We start from the raw sequence: 19584 nt of genomic DNA, 5'->3' as shown, positions 1-19584 counted from the left end.
ATACAAGGCGTACATGGCAAGCATGGTGATCCGCATGGCCGCTTGCGGGTGATCCATCAGCCAGCGGTCCATGCGTGCCAGAAACGATTCCTCACCGGATATCTGTCCATTCGCAACGGTGCGCAGCACCGTAAGGGCGAACGGTGCGAGCACGAGCGCGGCCGCGGCGAAAGCGTAGAGCGCGAACACGGCCGGCTTGCTGTCGGCGAGCCCGACATGGTCCATCAGGCTCCGCGCCAGCAAGAGCAGCGACGGGTTGGCTTCCTCGATATAGACCGAGTGCTGGTTGGGGATCTGTCCCTTGATCGCAAGCAGCCAGCTCGAAAACAGATCCGGGTACAGCAGCATCGAGATCAGGATCGGCAATACGAAACCGAGGCCCGCGCCCGCGATCAGAGTGAACTTTTGACGGCGCGGCAGCGGCACGAAATAGAGCGCCGCAAGCACGGGACAGAACACCAGCTTGAACGACATGATGACGCCGAGCAGCGCGGCGCCCGCGATGCGCGAGCCGAGGCGTTGATCGCCGGGCCGCCCGGGCGCGCCGGGGCGAAACAGCAGCGCCAGCGCAACCGCGCTCAGCAGGCCGCCGAGGATCGCAAAATTGCCGGAGGCCGAAACCCATTCGAAGCCGACGAACGCACCGAGCGCGCAGAGAATTTTGAGCGCAACCTCGCGCAGGCTTGTGCGCCTTCCGGCGAGACCCGGCAGCACTAGGCCGCAGAGCACGGCGAGGACGAGATAGATGCTCCTGTAGTGACCGGCGAGGACGCCGCCCGCGCAGAGCGGGCGGAAGGCGTCCAGCGTCACCGGCAGATAGGGATAGGAGAGCCTGGTGCCCTTCAAGTTCCGGACGAAATAGGGATCGAGCCCGTCGACATGGGCCTCGACCGCCGCGCAATTGACGCGGACATCCCAGCCGTATTTCACATCGAGCGTCGCGTCATTGGCGAGATTGCCGAACACCAGAAGCGCGACCAGCGCGATCAGGCAGGCAAGCCAGGTCGCCCGCGGCGAGCCGAGATCGGCTGACGGTTCCAACCATCGTGCTGCATTTGAGACGTCGGACACCTGCGGATGCCTTGCCTGTCCTGGTTTCCTGGCGCCGCCAACGCGCGTCGCCTTATCGGTCGGCCGCCACAGTGAAGAGGATGCGTTTCAGATTCACCCTGCCCAGCGGACAGACTCCGCCAGAGGTCTACCTTTAGGCGAGCATGGTGAATCCATGGTTTCCATGGCGCGACCGGACGGTCGGCACTCGTCGCTAATGGAGTTTGCGCTGGTTCGCGCGTGCGGACAGGCCACGCCAATCGAGAGAGATCCTACTCACCAATTCTTGTCCGTACGCCTACCACCCATCCCGAAACATGGGTTGTGCAGCGCAGCATTCCCGGTACAACCGCCTCTGAAATCAGAGGTAAGCTTCCTTGTCCGACGTCAACGCCGACAGTTGGGTGTCCTCGGGACACCGCCCGATGGGTTTTCCCGAATTCGTCATCGTGATCGCGTCCATCATGGCGCTCAATCCGCTTGCGATGGACATGATGCTGCCGGCGCTGCCCAATATCGGGGCAGCTTTCAAGATTCCCGTCGCCAACCATCTCCAGCTCGTGCTGTCGACCTTCCTGATCGGCTTCGGCGCGGGACAGTTCGTGATGGGGCCACTGTCCGACCGTTTCGGCCGGCGGCCGGTGTTGCTCGGCGGCATGGCCGTCTACGCGGTGGCGAGCGTGCTGGCGGTCGCCGCGCCCTCCTTCGAGACGCTGCTATTGGCGCGCGCGCTTCAGGGTCTCGGCACCTCGGCAACGCGCGTGATCGCGACCTCGATCGTGCGCGACTGCTATGTCGGGCGGCGCATGGCGAGCGTGATGTCGCTCGCCATGATGGTGTTCATCGCGGTGCCCGTGATCGCGCCCTCGTTCGGACAGGCGGTGCTGCTGGTGACCGAATGGCGCGGCATCTTCGTCGTGCTGATGCTCTACGGATTGCTCGCGCTGGCCTGGAGCGTGCTGCGGCTGCCGGAGACCCTGCCCGCCTCGGAGCGCAGATCGCTCGCACCGAGCGAGGTGCTCGCGGCCTTCGGCCAGACCGTCACCAACCGTCAGACCATCGGCTATGCGATCGCCGCCGGCAGTGTCATCGGCGCGCTGTTCGCCTTTGTCTTCTCGGCCCAGCAGGTCTTCACCGGCATCTATCATCTCGGCCACTACTTCCCCCTCGCCTTCGCCGCGATCGCGGCCGGCACCGCCATTGCCGCCTTCCTCAACGCCAGGCTGGTCGGCAGCCTCGGCATGCGCGTGATCTCGCACGGCGCGCTGGTGCTCTATGCGGCGGTGGCGGGCGTGATGCTGCTTACGGTGAGCCTCGATGCATTGCCGCTGCCGTTGTTCATGGCACTGTCGGCACTGATGATGTTCTCCTTCGGCATGATGATCGCCAACTTCACGGCGCTCGCGATGGAGCCGCAGGGCCAGATCGCCGGCACCGCGTCCTCGCTCTACGGCTCGATCACGACCTTGATCGGCATCGTCGTCGGCATGATTATCGGCCAGAGCTTTGACGGCACGCTGCTGCCGTTCTCGACCGGCTTCTTCCTGTCGACGCTGTTTGCATTGGCGATCGTGCTGATCGTCGAGAAGGGCCGGCTGTTCAGGCCGCATCATCGGAACGCTGCTGGACAGGACCAGGGTATCTGAGCCGCTGCCGCGGGGCCGACGCAAACAGCCCCGCAGTAGCCTCATCGACCGTCCTGGCTGCGCATTCGGGACTCGCCCCGCAAGCGGGGCGAGTTGGGACTGGCTCTATGCCGCCGTGGCCTTGTTTGCAGGCGCGGCCGCCTTCGTACCGTCGAGGAAGTAGTCGAGACTCGACATCGGCCGCTTCTCGAAATGCCGGTCCTGCCAGTCCGATCCGAGCGTCAGCAAGCCACGCGGCTCGGCTTCCGCTGCTGCTGCTTCATAGGACTTCAGCTTGCCGGCGATGATGTCCTTGCGGATCTTCTCCTCGAGCCGCGCCCGCATCACGTAGTGGTCGTAGAGATCGATCACGTGCACGGCGTAGGAGATCGCAAGCTCGCGATTGCGCTCGATGATCAGCAGGTTCTCGTCATTGCAGTACGAGGCCTTGTAGCCGAGGTTGTGGCTGCCCGTGATCACCGTGCAGTGCTCTTCATCGAGAGGATCGATGACGATGATCTTGTCGTGGATGATGGCGTGGCCGGCCGTGAGCAGCTCGGGACGAAGATTGCCGAAGGGAATGCGCACGGCGGCCGCGCGGATCATCGCGATCCGGCTCTTGTCGCCCTTCGGCCACCAGATCGCCGGCGGCGGCAGCTTGATCCCCTTCGGCTTGGGCGCGTCTTTTACAGGGGCGGTGTAGCCTGGAAGCGCAGTGGGATCGCTGATCGCACCCATGACGAACAGCCCCTTGTCGGCGAGCGCGCCGGCCTTCTCGGCGAGCTGCGCGGCTTCGCCGACGACGCTGTTGACCCCGCCGCGGCTCGGCAGGAAGGTCAGGAACAGGATCGCCTTTTTGGCGGCATCCATGCGCTGATAGACCTCCTGCAGATCGACCGGCCGCACGGGATTCTTCTTGGGGACGGCCGACTGATCGGTGTTCGGCGAGAACCAGACCTTGCCGATTCCGCCACCGTGGAGCTGCCGCCGCTTCGGTATCGCCTGGTTCTGTGTCCTGATGCCGGCGCCCTGCTTGTTGTTGTTCGGCTTGGCGCCGACGATCGTCTTGGTGCCTTTCTTGACCGTGAGTGCCTCTCGCGGAGCAAGCTTCTCGTTCTTCATGCGAGTCCAGTTGGCGAAATAGTCGGCGGCGATCGCCTCGTCCTCGACGATGATCGTGTTGTTGGACTGGGTGCAGAGCCCGGTCTCGGTCCAGTTCGTGCTGCCGGTCATGACGGCGAGCGGCTTGCCGCCCTTGACGTAGACCGCGAATTTGTTGTGGCCGATCCGCGCCGACGAGTTGAACATGCGGTCGATCACGCGATCCCTGTACTTCTTGCCGGCCGCGGCGTGCAGTTTGGCTCTCGGATCATTGTTCTCGGTGTCCCAGACGACAGGCTTGCGCTTCTCCTTCGGCGTGCCCTTCGGGTTCGGGTTTTCGTTTCCGGCGGTCGTGAGGATGATGTGGACCTGCCCGCTCTTCATGCCGTCGACAAGGAGGTCGATCAGCGGCTTGTCGTGCAACTCGTAGAGGGCGAGATAGACCTCGCCGTCTTCCTTCCTGGCGCGGTCGAGCAATTTCGTTACGAATGCGAACACGTCACCGGTGAGAAAGGCGCGGATCTGCGATTTGGGATTGACGATCTCCCGCTTCAGCACCGCCAGCAGATGATCCTCCTTCTTCTTCGCACCCTGAACGCGCGTCTTCGCGTTCGGCGAGGCCGCCTCGCTCATGGCCTTCTTCGGTGGGGCCTTGCCGACGGAGCTGAGCTGCCGGACCAGGTTCTGTGTCGAGAGGATACCGTTGGTGAAGGTGGCGGAGATCCCCTCGCCATAGGTGTGCGTCACGTCGATCGAATTGGTCCTGGCCGGTTCGCCGATCTGGTAGAGCTGATGCTTGGGCCCCTCGAAGCTCGGCAGCCCGTGCGCATCGGTCGCGGGCGCGGTGGGAGACGGCGGGACGGGCTTTCGACCCGGACCGTCAGTCAATCCGACCGGCACGATCTCGTAGTGAACCCTGAAATCGATCGGTCGCACCTTCGTCGTGTCGCGCGACTTGCGCAGCGTCAGGTCGCGCCACTCGAAGCGCTGGATCGGCCAGACCGAGGAATCCTGCTCGTTCCAGTTGGGATTGTTCTGATCGGTGAAGGCGATCCAGGTCGGCAGGATGCGGCGCTGGCCGGCGTCCTCTCCTGTCTCATGGACGCGCGTCACCATGAAGCCGGCGCAGTTTTCGATCTTCGCCTTGCTGTCCCACGCAATGTATCCGACCTCACCGTTGCACCAGGCACCGGCGCGCGTAATCAAATTCATCGCAACCTCCCAATCAAAATGAATATCGAAAAAGCAATTGCACTCGCATATTACGGCGACAGGCCGATGTTTTCAATCAAACGTTGAAACGGGCGATGACGTGATCGAGCATCCGTCAGTCCCTCTGACACTCCACGGCCAAGCTCGACGCTCGTGGCGATCGCAATTATAGGGTGGAACACAACGGTTCTTCCGGTCGCGTAAAACCGAGACGCAGGGAACTTCCCCGCGCCCTCGATGTTGTGTTGCAGCAATTCGAGAGGGTCGGCTTAATGGAACTGGAACGCAACGAAGACCGCGGCGCTCCTGAACGCACGGAAGCGGAGCGTTCGTCGTCCAGTCCCGAGCAGACCGTTTTCGTTCCACCCTTCGCGACCGATGGCCTCGAACGGATACGCGACAGCCACTGCTGAACGAGGGCCCTACTCGGCCCCGCGTCTGCTGGCACTGAAATCGTCGGCCGCGCTTTCGGGCACCGTACGCGGCACCATGAGCACGACAACCTCTCGCGTGATGCCGGCTTCGCCCCATACCGTGGCCTGCACAGTGAATTCGCGCTTGACGAAGTGCCCGGCACGCGCGGACACCCAGTCCATCCACGCGCCGCAACTGGCTTGGCCGCGGAAGCAGAGCGCGGCCCAACCGCGATCCAGCGTCATCTTGCGCGGCAGACCCCAGGTGTACTGATATTGGAAGGGCCGCGCGTAATACGGATGGTCCGGACTGTAGAACGCCGTCGCGAAGGCCAGCGCATCGTCGCCGCTCACGGCGCCGAGCGGCTCGCCGGTCAGTTCGCGCCATTGGCGCGTCAGCTCATTCGCTGCCTGGGCGTAGAAATTCCGCCCCTCCTCATAGCCATGAATGTTGCGGTAGACGGCATGGATCGGCGCAGCGACGAGAACAGCAACGAGCGCGACACCGGCCGTGGCGATCGCGAGGTTCACAGTATGGAACCGCTCGATCGGGTAGCGCGTGCCGCAGACCACGAGCACGGCAAACAAGAACAGCCCCTGCAGCGCCCACAGCGACGGAAGATCCGTGCCCATCGCCAGCGACGTCAGGACCGGCAGCACGATGGTGCCGATTGCGATGTAGAAGAGAAGCCGCAGGCTCGGGCTCATCGCGGCGAAGTCGGCTGGAAATTGTCTCAGCCGCGTGCCGGCGATGAACACCCAAAGCGCAGCCGAGACGCTCATGGCCGCTGCCAGCCCCAGCAGAAAATTCCTGACCTCGCCGAGCGAGGTCGCGGCGTTGCCATTGGCGTGGGCCAACGCATAGGTGAAGGTCGAAGCGCCGGTCGTCGCGAGCCAGTAGATGTGCGGCGACAGGACTGCGAGCCCGGTGACAACCGATATCCATGGAGAAGCGGAGGTGAAATAGGCTCGTCGCGCCGGGTGCGCCAGCGCTGCAAATGCAAAGCTCGCGACGAGGAAGACGGAATAATATTTGCCGACCATCGCCAGCGCCGTCGTGCAGCCTACGGCAATCGCCCAGAACGCGGCACGGGTCTCGAACGCGCGCAGGAAACACCAGGTCGCCAGCGGCCAAACCGCGAGCAGCACCGCATTGGCGTTGAAGCGCTGGGCGTGGAATTGGTAGGCCGGCGTGAGCATCAGAAGCAGCAGCACTAGGATACGCTTGTGCCCGGTCACGAACTGCCGCGAGACCAAGTCGACGAAGAACAACGCAAGCCCCGCATTCGCCATCGCCATCAATCGGAGCGACCAGTCGCTCACCGGGAAGACGGAAGTCCAGGCCGCAGCAACCCAGCCCATCAGCGGCGGATGCTTATGATAGCCCCACGCGAAATGCCGCCCCTGCGTCCATGTCTCGAGCGTATCGGGGTGCAGGCCGCTGCCGGCATAAGCGACGACCAGATACAGCGTCCAGATCGCGACGAAACAGACCAGGAGCAGCGGCACGGCCCAACCCGTCTCGACGGCATCGAGCCAGCGCAGGAAAGGCCGGCGCCACCGCGTCGGCGAGCGATCCGACCGTGCGGCCATCGCCTGGAATGCAAAATCGACCGGCACGTGAATCAAATCGAGGCAAGGAAAGTAATGCGCGAAGACGGCACATTTATTTCAGGATGGAAACAAATAGCAATGATCGGAAACTGGAAGGGTTAAAAGCTCCACGCCTTTTCAGCCAAGCGGGAACGACAAATGAGAAGGCGCCGCTGACCACAGCGGCGCCTTCGAAGTCCAGGAGCGGATGAGAGACGCGGAAGCGCCTATTCCGTCTTGTCGATGTTCCAGAAGATTGGCGTCGCCGCGCCGTCGAGCACGCCGGTCAGCGATTTCCGCCACGCGCTCGGCGCCAGATACTGGCCAAGCGGGATGTAGATCACCTGGTCATAGGCTTCCTTCTGGATCTCGGCCGCGATCTTCTTCTGATCGTCGAGCGAGGTGGCACGGACGAATTTGTCCTTGAGCTGCTCGATTTTGAGATCTTCCGCCCAGCCGAACCAGCCGCCCTTCTTGCCCTGACCGCCGATCGAGAGATTGGCGATCGGGTTGGACACGTCGGCGCTGACCCAGTTGGTGAAGAACATGTTCCAGCCGCCCTCCTTCGGCGGCTTCTGGCTGGCGCGGCGGCTCACGACCGTCTGCCAGTCGGTCGCCTGCGCGTCGACCTTGAAGCCGGCCTCACGGAGGAGTTGGACTCCGACTGTCGGCTGCGCCTTCAGCGTCACGACGTCGCCGGGCACCATGACCACCACGGGCGTGCCGTCATAGCCGGACTCGGCGAGCAGCTTCTTGGCTTCCGCCATGCCGTTGCCCTTGACCAGCGTTTCGGAGCCGACGTCGGTCGCGAACGGCGTGTCGCAGATGAAGAAAGCACCGCAGATCTTGTAGTACTTGGGATTGCCGACGAGCGCGTCGAGCACGTCCTTCTGGTTCATCGCCAGCAGCGCCGCGCGACGGATCTTCGGATTGTCGAAGGGCGGATAGAGGAAGTTCATGCGGCCGAGCGTCTGGTAGCCGAACTTGTTCAGCACTTCGACCTTGAGGTCGGAATTGCCTTCAAGAACCGGCAGCATGTCCCACGGCGGCACTTCCATGAAGTCGATATCGCCTGATTGCAGCGCGTTCACCGCGGTCTGCGAGTCCGGCATGGTGATCCACTCGACGCGATCGACCTTCACCACCTTGCCGCCGGCGGTCCAACTCGCCGGCTCCTTGCGCGGCACGTAATCGGTGTTTTTGACATAGACCGCCTTCACGCCGGGCTGGAATTCGCCCTGCACGAACTTGAAGGGACCGGAGCCGATCTGTTCGGGAATCTGCTTGTCCGGGGGCGTCTCGGCGAGGCGCTTCGGCATCATGAAGGCCACGCGCGAGGACGGCTTGCCGATTGAATCGAGCACCAGGCCGTAGGGCTCCTTCAGCTTCAGCGTGATGGTCTTGGCATCGGTCGCCTCGATGCTCGCGGTGAAGTCCAGGAGTTTCTGGCCCATGCCGTCGACCGCGGCCCAGCGCTTCAGCGAGGCGACGCAGTCTTCCGCCGTCACCGGCGCTCCGTCATGCCACTTCAGACCGTCGCGCAGCGTGAAGGTGTAGGTGAGCTTGTCGTCGGAGATCTTCCAGTCCGCCATCTGCGGCTGGATCTTGAAGTTCGAATCCGTCGCGATCAGCGTGTCGTAGACCATGTAGCCATGGTCGCGCGTGATGTAGGCGGTGGTGAAGATCGGATCGATGATGCGAAGGTCGGAATGCATCACCGCCGTGATGGTCTTGCCGGCCGCGAGCACCGGCGAAGCCAGCGCCGTCGAAAGCGCGACGACCGACAACGCAAGCTTGGAGGCGAACGCGCGACACCCCCGGCGCATCAAGTGGAACATGGAAAGTTTCTCCTGACGTGAAACTGTTCAAAGGCAGATTATTGGTTGAGCATTCGGATCGTTCTTTGAGCGTACGAACCTCATGCAATTGCCTTTATCTTTTCGAGACTTGCAGACAGCCTTGAGCGCGTCAATCCGGTTTCGCTGCAGCCCATGGCGGCGCGCGCACGGGCTCCACAAACTTCGGTTTGGCTCTACAACTCTAACCGCTCATCCCGCCTGCGCCGATGCAATGCGCGTTCCATCTTTCGAAGCTTGAGAGATCCCGATGATGAATCCAGCCAATCTTCCCTTTGATTCCGAGGCCATGCTCCAGGGTCTGCGCCGCTGGGTGGAATGCGAAAGCCCGACCTGGGACGCGGAAGCCGTGAATAGCATGCTCGATCTTGCAGCGCGGGAGATGGCGATCATGGGTGCGACGATCGAGCGCATCGCCGGCCGGCAGGGCTTCGGCGGCGTCATCCGCGCCCGTTTTCCGCACCCCAAGCAGGGCCAGCCGGGCATCCTGATCGCCGGGCACATGGACACCGTCCATCCCGTCGGTACCATCGAGAAGCTGAAGTGGCGGCGCGACGGGGCGAGGTGCTACGGCCCCGGCATCTACGACATGAAGGGCGGCAATTATCTGTCGCTGGAGGCGATCCGGCAGCTACTGCGCGCTTCCGTCACGACCCCGCTGCCGATCACCGTGCTGTTCACGCCCGACGAGGAAGTCGGCACGCCCTCGACGCGCGACATCATCGAGGCGGAGGCCGCCCGCAACAAATACGTGCTGGTGCCGGAGCCTGGCCGCGCCGACAACGGCGTGACCACCGGTCGCTATGCGATCGCGCGCTTTAACCTGGAAGCAACGGGCCGGCCCAGTCACGCCGGCGCGACGCTGTCGGCGGGGCGCTCGGCGATCCGCGAGATGGCGCGCCAGATCCTGGCCATCGACGCGATGACGACGGACGATTGTACCTATTCGGTCGGCGTCGTGCATGGCGGACAATGGGTCAACTGCGTCGCCACGACCTGCACCGGCGAAGCGCTCTCGATGGCCAAGCGCCAGGCTGATCTCGACCGCGGCGTCGAGAGGATGCTGGCGCTCTCGGGTACAACCAATGATGTCACCTTCAAGGTGACGCGCGGCGTGACGCGGCCGGTCTGGGAACCGGACGCCGGCACCATGGCGCTCTATGAGAAAGCGCGCGGCATCGCAAAGGCGCTCGGGGCAGAATTGCCGCATGCGAGCGCCGGCGGCGGCTCCGATGGCAACTTCACCGGGGCCATGGGAATTCCCACGCTCGACGGCCTGGGCGTGCGTGGTGGCAACGGCCACACGCTGGAGGAGTATATCGAGGTCGACAGCCTGGTCGAACGCGGTCGCCTGATGGCGGGGCTGCTGGCGACGCTGGAGTGATTTCGTCATTCCGGCGCGTGTCGAAGACGCGAACCCGGAATCTCGAGATGCTTGCGCATCGCCCCGGAATGACTGTGCGTGTGAGCGGCGCGGTTCGTGAGACGTCTTGGCCGCACTGCAAAAACTGTGGCCCTGATGGCACGGGAATTGCTCAAATGTTACGCTGGTGGCAACCTGCCAAAAGCGGTGCCACGGTTTGCCTCTAATCTGACGGATCCAACTTGCTCGGATATCTCGTTCGCAGAATTTTCGCCGCCGTGCCCGTGATGGGCGTGGTCGCGCTGTTCGTCTTCCTGCTGCTCCGGCTCACCCCCGGCGATCCCGCCGCGATCCTCGCCGGCGACAACGCCACGCCAGAGCGGCTGGAGCGCATCCGCACCTCGCTTGGCCTCAACGAGCCCCTGATCGTGCAGTTCATCACCTGGGTGAACAAGCTGCTGCACGGCGATCTCGGGACCTCGCTGATCTCCAACCTGCCCGTCCTGAAGATGATCGGTCAGCGCGTCGAGCCGTCGATCTCGATCGCGCTGTCGACCATCATCCTCGCCGTCGTCGTTGCCGTTCCCTTGGGAGTGGTTGCGGCCTGGAGGCACGGCACCTGGATTGACCGCTTCGTGATGGGACTGTCCGTCCTCGGCTTCTCGGTGCCGGTGTTCGTGGTTGGCTATATCCTGATCCAGATCTTCGCCATCGACCTGCGCTGGGTTCCTGTGCAGGGCTTCAAGAGCATCAGCACCGGCTTCGGGCCATTCTTCGAGCGCATCATCCTGCCGACCTGCGCGCTGTCCTTCATCTACATCGCGCTGATCGCGCGTATGACGCGCGCTGCGATGCTCGATGTGCTCGGCGAGGATTACGTGCGAACTGCGCGCGCGAAAGGCATCAGCGAAGTCGCGGTCATGATGCGGCATGCGCTGCGCAACGCCGCGGTGCCGGTGATCACCGTGATCGGCACCGGCTTTGCGCTTCTGATCTCCGGGGTCGTCGTCACCGAGAGCGTGTTCAACATCCCCGGCATCGGCCGCCTCACCGTGGATGCGGTGCTGGCGCGTGACTATCCGGTGATCCAGGCGATGATCCTGCTGACGTCGCTGATCTACGTCGTCGTCAATCTCTTGATCGACGTGGCCTACACCCTGCTCGATCCGCGGATCCGGTACTGAGGCAAGGATAAACAAGGTCAAGAATGTCGGTAGATACCCTTCCCCAGTCGTCCATTCCGATCACGTCGCCGCTCAGGCCACGGTTCGGCTTCCTCACGTCGACGCCGATCATCGCGGCAGCAACGGTCTGTCTCGCGCTGATCGTACTGATCTCGATTCTGGCGCCGCTGATCGCGCCGCATGATCCGATCCAGCTCGCGCCGTCGCAGCGGCTGAAGCCGGCCTCCGCACAATTCCTGCTCGGCACCGACGCCTATGGCCGCGACCTGCTGTCCCGCGTCATCTATGGCGGCCGCATCTCGCTGCTGATCGGTATCGGCTCGGCGATCCTGTCAGTCGTCATCGGACTTGTGATCGGCCTCGTCTCCGGCTTCTTCAAGCTGATCGATTCCGTGATGATGCGTATCATGGACGGTCTGATGGCGATGCCGAGCATCCTGCTCGCGATCGCCGTGGTGTCGCTGTCGGGCGCCAGCATCTGGACCGTGCTGGTGGCGATCACGATTCCGGAGATCCCGCGCGTGGCCCGCCTCGTGCGCTCGGTCGTGCTGTCGGCGCGCGAGGAGCCCTATGTGGAAGCCGCGATCTCGGTCGGCTCCTCGCTCCCGAAGATCATGTGGCGCCACCTGATGCCGAACACGATCGCGCCGCTGATCGTGCAAGGTACGTATGTGTGCGCATCCGCGATCCTCACCGAGGCCATCCTCTCCTTCCTTGGCGCCGGCATTTCGCCGGAGACGCCGACCTGGGGCAACATCATGGCCGAAGGGCGCCAGTACTTCCAGCTCAAGCCGTCGCTGATCTTCTGGCCCGGCCTGTTGCTGTCGATCGCGATCCTCAGCATCAACCTGATCGGCGACGCCGCCCGCGACGCACTCGATCCGCGCATGAAGCAGCGAGAGGGGAAGTGATTGTCTCGCCGGCCCTGCCCCTTGTTCCGTCATTGCGAGCGAAGCGAAGCAATCCAGACTGCATCCGGATTGCTTCGTCGCTTCGCTCCTCGCAATGACGACGGAGTGACCTGATGACCAACACCGTTCTCGACATCAACAATCTCATCGTCACCGTCGGCAGGAAACCGAACGGGCCGAAGATCATCGACGGCATCTCGATCCAGGTCCGCGAGCGCGAGACGCTGTGCCTGGTCGGCGAAAGCGGTTCGGGCAAATCGGTGACCTCGCTGACCGTGATGGGCCTGTTGCAGAAGGGCTCGCTGGTTCCGACCGGCGGCAGCGTCAAACTGGTCGGCGAAGAGCTGCTCACCGCGACCGACCGTCGCCTGCGGCAGTTGCGCGCGACGCAGATGGCGATGATCTTCCAGGAGCCGATGACTGCGCTCAACCCGGTCGTACCGGTCGGACGCCAGATCGATGAGGTGCTGCGCGCCCATACCGATCTCGACGCGAGGGCGCGGAAGAAGCGCATCCTCGACATGATGGAGCAGGTCCGCCTGCCGCAGGTCGAACGCATCTTCGCCTCCTACCCGCACCGCCTCTCCGGCGGCCAGCGCCAGCGCATCATGATCGCGATGGCGCTGGTGCTGGAGCCGAAGCTGCTCATTGCGGACGAGCCGACCACTGCGCTCGACGTGACGACGCAGAAGCAGATCCTGACCCTGATCCGCGACCTCCAGCGCGATCACGGCACCGCGGTTTTGTTCATCACCCACGACATGGGCGTGGTGGCCGAGATCGCCGACCGCGTCGCGGTGATGCGGCAGGGCCGGCTGGTCGAGACCGGCCCGCTCGAGACCATCCTGCGTAATCCGACCATGGAATACACCCGCAACTTGCTCGCCTCGGTGCCGAGCCTGGTGCCGCGGGCGGCGCGCGAGGAGACCAAGGAACCGATCGTGCTGGAGGCCAACGACCTCGGCAAGGTCTATCGCGAGCGGTCCTTCTTCGGCAAAGGCCGCGAGGTCGTCGCCGCCGATAAGGTCACCCTCACGCTTCGCAAGGGTCGCACGCTCGGCATCGTCGGCGAGAGCGGATCGGGCAAGTCGACGGTGGCGCGCTGCATCGTCCGCCTGATCGACCCAACCTCCGGCGGCGTGCGTCTTGCCGGCCGCGAGATCTCCGATCTGTCGCGCCGGTTACTGCAACCGCACCGGCAAAAAATCCAGATCGTGTTCCAGGATCCCTACCGCTCGCTCAACCCGCGCGTCACCGTCGGCGAGAGCATCGCCGAGGGGCCGATCAACTACGGCGTCGCGCGCGCCGATGCGATGAAGCGGGCGCGCGAGCTGCTCGAGCTGGTCGGTCTTCCGGCCGACGCGGTGTCGCGCTATCCGCATCAGTTTTCCGGCGGCCAGCGCCAGCGCATCGCCATTGCACGCGCCCTCGCGCTCGACCCTGACGTGCTGGTCGCGGACGAGGCGGTCTCCGCTCTCGACGTCTCCGTGCAGGCGCAGGTTCTGGAACTGCTCGGCGAGATCCAGAAGCGCCTCGGCATCGCCATCCTGTTCATTACCCACGATTTGCGCGTCGCAGCGCAAATCTGCGACGAGGTGGTGGTGATGCAGCACGGCCGCGTCGTCGAACAGGGCCCGGCAGGCGAGGTGCTGATGCATCCGAAGGAGGCCTACACCAGGGCACTGCTGGATGCGGCCCCCGGCCGCGGCTGGGATTTCGCGAATTTCCGTCCGGTGGCGGAAGGTGTTGCGGCGAGCGCGTAAGGTCTCGCCGCGCGACGGTGAAAGTGTGGAGGCGCCCTGCCTCCCCATCGTCGTCCCGGCGAAGGCCGGGACCCATACCGCGGAATCTATCGACTTGCGCACGGTGCGAGTCCCGGGTGACTAATCTTCGCCAAACTTCTCCCTGGGGTTATGGGTCCCGGCCTTCGCCGGGACGATACCGAGAGTGTGGCCGCATCTTTACGTCCAACTCCGATCGCATCCGCAGCATTCCCAAAACAGCTTGACCCCATGCGCTTTCGAATTGCTTCGCACCTTGCTCTCGCCGCAAGGCCGAGGCTAACGTCGCGCACTTTCAATTGGAATTAACTGATGACCCGTATCGCCGTCGGCGGCTTCCTGCACGAGACCAATACCTTCGCACCGACGAAGGCGACGTTTAAGGACTTCCAGCATGGCGGCGGCTGGCCGGCGATGACGCAAGGCGCCGACGTGCTGAAGGTGATGCGCCGCATCAATGTCGGCCTCGCCGGTTTCGTCGAGAGCGGCGAAGCCAACGGATGGGAACTCATTCCGACAATTGCGTGCGGCGCAAGCCCCTCGGCGCATGTCACCAAGGACGCATTCGAGCGCATCGTGAAGGTCATGGTCGATGGCATCAAAGCGGCCGGCCCGCTCGATGCGGTCTATCTCGACCTGCACGGCGCGATGGTGACCGAGCATCTCGACGACGGCGAAGGCGAGATCCTGGCGCGCGTGCGCCGCATCATCGGCAAGGATGTTCCGCTCGTCACGAGCCTCGACCTGCACGCCAACGTCACGCCCGAGATGGTCGAGCATGCGGACGCGCTGATTGCCTACCGCACCTATCCTCATGTCGACATGGCCGACACCGGCCGGGCCTCCGCAAGACATTTGGCGCGGCTCCTGGAGACAAAGCAGCGCTTTGCAAAGGCGTTCCGGCAATTGCCCTTCCTGATTCCGATCAGTTGGCAATGCACCAGCGACCAGCCCACCAAAGGCATCTATGAAAGGCTTGCGGCGCTCGAAAGCGAGGCCGTGCCAACGCTGTCCTTCGCGCCGGGCTTTCCTGCCGCCGACTTCCGCGATTGCGGGCCGAGCGTGTTCGCCTATGGCAGGACGCAAGATGACGCTGATCGCGCAGCGGACGCGATCGTCAAGCTGATCGAAAGCCACGAGGACGATTTCGACGGCAAGATCTATGCGCCAGACGAAGGCGTGCGCCATGCGATGGAACTCGCGAAGGGCGCGAGCAAGCCGATCATCATCGCCGACACCCAGGACAATCCAGGCGCCGGCGGCGATTCCGACACCACCGGCATGCTGCGCGCGCTGGTGCGCAACAAGGCGAGCGCTGCGACCGGCGTGATCTACGATCCGGAGTCGGCCAAAGCCGCACATGCAGCCGGCACTGGTGCGACCGTGACGCTCTCGCTCGGCGGCAGGTCGGGCATTCCCGGCGACGAGCCCTATCGCGAGACCTTTGTCGTCGAAAAGCTCTCGGACGGCCGCTTCATCGCACCCGGCCCCTATTACGGCGGCCGCGAGATGGAGATGGGTCCATCCGCCTGCCTTCGCATCGGCGAGGTCCGTGTGGTCGTGAGCTCGCACAAGGCGCAGCTCGCCGACCAGGCGATGTACCGCTACGTCGGCATCGAGCCGACCGAGCAGGCCATTCTCGTCAACAAGAGCTCCGTGCACTTCCGCGCCGATTTCGAGCCGATCGCGGCAAAACTCCTGATCTGCGCCGCACCGGGCGCGATGCCGGCGGACACGGCCTCCCTGCCCTGGACGAAGCTGCGCCCCGGCGTTCGCATCAAGCCCAACGGTCCCGTCTTCAATCCCCCTTCACGCTAACCGGACAGAACACATGCCCACGATCGACCGCATCGACGGCTATGCCGATGAACTCACCGCCGTCCGCCGCGACCTGCACGCTCATCCCGAGATCGGCTTCGAGGAGGTGCGCACCTCCGGCATCGTTGCCGACAAGCTGAAGAGCTGGGGCATCGAGGTGCATCGCGGGCTCGGCGGCACCGGCGTGATCGGCGTCATCAAGGGCAAGGGCTCGAGCAACAAGCGTATCGGCCTGCGCGCCGACATGGATGCGCTGCCGATGGAAGAGAACACCAATCTGAAATGGCGTTCGACCATTCCCGGCCGCTTCCACGGCTGCGGTCATGACGGCCACACCACCATGCTGCTCGGCACCGCGCGCTACCTCGCCGAGACCAGGAACTTCGACGGCACTGTGCATCTGATCTTCCAGCCGGCCGAGGAAGGCCTCGGCGGCGCCCGCGCCATGATCAAGGACGGGCTTTTCGAAAAATTCCCCTGCGACGAACTCTACGGCCTGCACAACGCGCCCGACCTCAATCTCGGCGAGATCGCGATCCTGCCGGGACCTGCGATGGCCGGCGCCGACTTCTTCGATCTCCGGATCAACGGCTATGGCGCGCATGGCGCGATGCCGGAGCGTTCGAAGGACGCCGTGGTGATCGCGACCACGCTGGCACAGGCGATCCAGACCATCGTCAGCCGTAACGTCGAGCCGCTCCAGGCCGCCGTCGTGTCCATCACCCAGATCCATGCGGGCTCGGCCTATAATGTTATTCCCGGCGAAGCGCATCTCTGCGGTACCGTGCGTGCGTTTTCCGACGAGGTTCGCGCGCTGATCCGCGAACGCATGCGCGCGATCTGCGCCGGCGTAGCTAGCGCGTTCCAGGTCGAGATCGAGGCCGACATCCGCGACACTTTTGGTGTGCTGGTCAACCAGGTCGAGCAGTCCAAGGTGGTCGAGGAGGTCGCGCGCACCGTCGTCGATCCCGCCAACGTCATCACCCGCACCCAGCCGAAGATGGGCAGCGAGGATTTTGCCGACATGCTGCAGACCATTCCCGGCGCCTATTTCTGGGTCGGCCACGATGGCTCGGTGCCGGTGCACAATCCCGGCTACGTGCTCGACGACAAGATCCTGCCGATCGGCGCCAGCATGTTCGCCCGCATCATCGAGACGCGCATGCCGGCAGGTGGCAATGCCTAAGCACAGCGCCGACGAGCCGGTCACCTCGCTGCACGATCTCTCGGCGGTCGACCTGATCGCGGGCTATCGCGCCAAACAGTTCTCGCCGAGCGAGGTGCTGGAGGACGTGCTCGAGCACGTCGCTGCGTGGGAGCCGCACCTCAAGGCGCTGTATGCGTTCGATCCCGACACCGCGCGCGGTGCGGCAAAGGCCTCGACCGCGCGCTGGACCGGCGGCGAGCCGGCCGGCGCGCTCGACGGCGTGCCGGTGACGATCAAGGATAACATCGCGACCAAGGGCGTGCCGGTGCCGCTGGGCGCAGCGAGCGTGAAGCTCGTGCCGGCCGAAAGGGACGCGCCGCCCGCAGCGCGGTTGCGCGACGCCGGCGCGGTCATTTTCGCAAAGACCACCATGCCCGATTACGGCATGCTCTCCTCCGGACTTTCCAGCTTCCATGCGCTCGCGCGCAATCCCTGGGACCTTTCGAAGAACCCCGGCGGCTCCAGCGCGGGCGCAGGCGCCGCCGCTGCCGCCGGCTACGGCCCGCTTCATCTCGGCACCGACATCGGCGGCTCCGTGCGCCTGCCCGCCGGCTGGTGCGGCCTCGTCGGCCTGAAGCCGAGCCTCGGCCGAGTGCCGATCGATCCGCCCTATGTCGGCCGCGTCGCCGGTCCCATGACCCGCACCGTCGACGATTGCGCCCTGATGATGAGCGTGATCTCAAAGCCCGACCGGCGCGACGGCATGAGCCTGCCCGCCGAGCCCCTCAATTGGAAGACGCTGGACAAGTCGCCGCGCAAGCTGCGCATCGGCTTGATGCTCGATCTCGGCGTTGGGCTGCCGCTGGAAAAGCCGGTGCGTGAAGTCGCGGTGAAGGCCGCCAAGGCGTTCGAATCCGTGGGCGCTGTTATCACCGAAGTCGATGGCATCCTGACCCGCGAGATGCTCGATGGCCTCGACAACTTTTGGCGCGCGCGGATGTGGGACGATCTGTCGAAGCTGACGCCCGCCGAGCAAGCAAAAGTACTACCCTACATCTTCAAATGGGGTGAGTCCGGCGCAAGCCTGTCGGGCGTCGAGGTGATCCGCGGCTTCAACCAGACCATGGCGATCCGCGCCGCCGCGGCAAAGCTGTTCTGCGAGCTCGACTACGTGATCTCGCCGACCGCGCCGAACGTGAACTTTCCGGCGGAGCTCGCATCGCCAACCAACGATCCGATGAAGCCGTTCGAGCACATCTGCTATACCGTGCCATGGAATATGTCGGAGAACCCTGCCGTCTCCATCAACGGCGGATTCGACGCCAAGGGTTTTCCGATCGGCGTGCAGATTGTCGGCCGCCGCTTCGACGACATCGGCGTACTCGGCCTGGCCAAGGCGTTCGAGGGCCTGCGTGGCGCACAACGGCCGTGGCCGAGTCCTCCGGCGAAATAGCATCTAGCGTCTCAGCACAAGCGCGGGCTCGACCCGCGCGCCATCCTTCTCAAAAAAGATGGATTGCCGGGTCAAGCCCGGTAATGACGGAATTGATTCAAGAATACCAAGAGAGGAAACACTCGATGGCGTATGAGACGATCAACTATGAGGTCGCCGAGCAGATTCTCACCATCACGCTGAACCGGCCCGACAAGCTCAACGCCTTTAACGCGCAGATGCAAGCCGAGCTGATCGACGCGTTCGACGCCGCCGACAAGGACGACGACATCCGCGCCATCATCGTCACCGGCGCCGGCCGCGGTTTCTGCGCGGGCGCCGATCTCTCCTCCGGCGCCAACACCTTCGATCGCGATGCGCGGCGCGGGCCGGTGAAGCGGTTTGCCGACGGCAAGGTCGACTACAGTGATCCGCAGGTGCGCGACGGCGGCGGCCAGGTGACGCTGCGCATCTTCAAGTGCCTGAAGCCGGTGATCGCCGCGGTGAACGGCCCTGCGGTCGGCATCGGCGTCACCATGCAGCTTGCGATGGATATCCGCATTGCGTCAGAGGCCGCGCGGTTCGGCTTCGTGTTCTCCCAGCGCGGCATCGTGCCGGAGGCCGCCTCGAGCTGGTTCCTGCCGCGCATCGTCGGTATCTCGCAGGCGCTGGAATGGTGCTATTCGGGCCGCGTCTTCCCGGCGCAGGAAGCGCTCGCCGGACGTCTCGTCAGCAAGGTCGTGCCGCCGGACGACCTCTTGCCGACCGCGCGTGCGCTTGCCAAGGAATTCGCTGCCAAGACCGCGCCGGTCTCGGTGGCGCTGATCCGCCAGATGATGTGGCGCATGATGGGCGCGGACGATCCGATGGAAGCCCACAAGGTCGACAGCCGCGGCATCTATGCCCGCGGCCGCTCCGACGACGTCAGGGAAGGCGTGGTGTCGTTCCTGGAGAAGCGCCCCGCGCAGTTCAAGAACAAGGTGTCGACCGATATGCCGGACTATTTCCCGTGGTGGACGGAGCGGGAGTATAAATAGCTCTCTCGCAGGGTGGGTTCACGACTTTGTCCGCCGAAGCTCGAAGAGCGAAGGCGGAAGC

General features: G+C 64.1%; 14 protein-coding genes. 11 read left to right on the top strand and 3 right to left on the bottom strand.

Features of this window, described 5'->3' with window-relative positions:
- Positions 1-42 precede the first annotated feature (42 nt).
- From MTR72_RS27985 to MTR72_RS27975, 3 genes are all read left to right on the top strand, one after another.
- Positions 43-717 (top strand): hypothetical protein, encoded by a 675-nt coding sequence (locus tag MTR72_RS27985; protein WP_341511585.1) that lies wholly within the window; start codon positions 43-45, stop codon positions 715-717.
- Positions 718-756: 39 nt separating this feature from the next.
- Positions 757-1032 (top strand): hypothetical protein, encoded by a 276-nt coding sequence (locus MTR72_RS27980; RefSeq protein ID WP_280970095.1) that lies wholly within the window; start codon positions 757-759, stop codon positions 1030-1032.
- 395 nt (positions 1033-1427) lie between these two features.
- The gene (locus MTR72_RS27975) at positions 1428-2696 is read left to right on the top strand and encodes a multidrug effflux MFS transporter (RefSeq protein WP_280970094.1); all 1269 of its coding nucleotides are present in this window, start codon (positions 1428-1430) and stop codon (positions 2694-2696) included.
- 105 nt (positions 2697-2801) lie between these two features.
- On the opposite strand, the gene MTR72_RS27970 is transcribed toward MTR72_RS27975, so the two are convergent.
- The 3 genes from MTR72_RS27970 to MTR72_RS27960 all read right to left on the bottom strand — a co-directional run bounded on the left by MTR72_RS27970 (position 2802) and on the right by MTR72_RS27960 (position 8832).
- Entirely contained in the window at positions 2802-4988 is a 2187-nt protein-coding gene (locus MTR72_RS27970; protein WP_341511584.1) for a phospholipase D-like domain-containing protein, read from the bottom strand.
- A gap of 422 nt (positions 4989-5410) precedes the next feature.
- Positions 5411-6994, bottom strand: a complete 1584-nt coding sequence (locus tag MTR72_RS27965) for a glycosyltransferase family 39 protein (protein WP_280970940.1) — start codon at positions 6992-6994, stop codon at positions 5411-5413.
- A 227-nt stretch (positions 6995-7221) separates the two neighbouring features.
- A complete protein-coding gene (locus MTR72_RS27960; RefSeq protein ID WP_280970092.1) occupies positions 7222-8832 on the bottom strand; it encodes an ABC transporter substrate-binding protein in 1611 nt (536 codons plus the stop codon).
- A 271-nt stretch (positions 8833-9103) separates the two neighbouring features.
- Here MTR72_RS27960 and MTR72_RS27955 point away from each other — a divergent pair, with 271 nt between their 5' ends.
- The 8 genes from MTR72_RS27955 (at position 9104) to MTR72_RS27920 (ending at position 19523) form a co-directional block, all read left to right on the top strand.
- The gene (locus MTR72_RS27955) at positions 9104-10234 is read left to right on the top strand and encodes a M20/M25/M40 family metallo-hydrolase (protein WP_280970939.1); all 1131 of its coding nucleotides are present in this window, start codon (positions 9104-9106) and stop codon (positions 10232-10234) included.
- 221 nt (positions 10235-10455) lie between these two features.
- Positions 10456-11397, top strand: coding sequence for an ABC transporter permease (locus MTR72_RS27950; RefSeq protein WP_280970091.1), 942 nt, complete (start codon positions 10456-10458; stop codon positions 11395-11397).
- Between the two features lie 23 nt (positions 11398-11420).
- Positions 11421-12308 (top strand): ABC transporter permease, encoded by an 888-nt coding sequence (locus MTR72_RS27945; RefSeq protein WP_280970090.1) that lies wholly within the window; start codon positions 11421-11423, stop codon positions 12306-12308.
- Between the two features lie 113 nt (positions 12309-12421).
- Positions 12422-14071 (top strand): ABC transporter ATP-binding protein, encoded by a 1650-nt coding sequence (locus MTR72_RS27940; protein ID WP_280970089.1) that lies wholly within the window; start codon positions 12422-12424, stop codon positions 14069-14071.
- Between the two features lie 330 nt (positions 14072-14401).
- A complete protein-coding gene (locus tag MTR72_RS27935; RefSeq protein ID WP_280970087.1) occupies positions 14402-15907 on the top strand; it encodes a M81 family metallopeptidase in 1506 nt (501 codons plus the stop codon).
- 13 nt (positions 15908-15920) lie between these two features.
- Positions 15921-17093, top strand: coding sequence for a M20 aminoacylase family protein (locus MTR72_RS27930; RefSeq protein WP_280970086.1), 1173 nt, complete (start codon positions 15921-15923; stop codon positions 17091-17093).
- Positions 17086-18507 (top strand): amidase, encoded by a 1422-nt coding sequence (locus MTR72_RS27925; RefSeq protein WP_341511583.1) that lies wholly within the window; start codon positions 17086-17088, stop codon positions 18505-18507. The genes MTR72_RS27930 and MTR72_RS27925 overlap by 8 nt, the downstream gene beginning before the upstream one ends.
- A 125-nt stretch (positions 18508-18632) precedes the next feature.
- The gene (locus MTR72_RS27920) at positions 18633-19523 is read left to right on the top strand and encodes a crotonase/enoyl-CoA hydratase family protein (protein ID WP_280970084.1); all 891 of its coding nucleotides are present in this window, start codon (positions 18633-18635) and stop codon (positions 19521-19523) included.
- Positions 19524-19584 lie beyond the last annotated feature (61 nt).

Origin of the sequence: Bradyrhizobium sp. ISRA442, assembly GCF_038085055.1 — a bacterium.
Classification (GTDB): domain Bacteria; phylum Pseudomonadota; class Alphaproteobacteria; order Rhizobiales; family Xanthobacteraceae; genus Bradyrhizobium.
The sequence above is the reverse complement of the archived record's forward strand: the minus strand, read 5'-3'. Positions and strand labels throughout refer to the sequence as shown.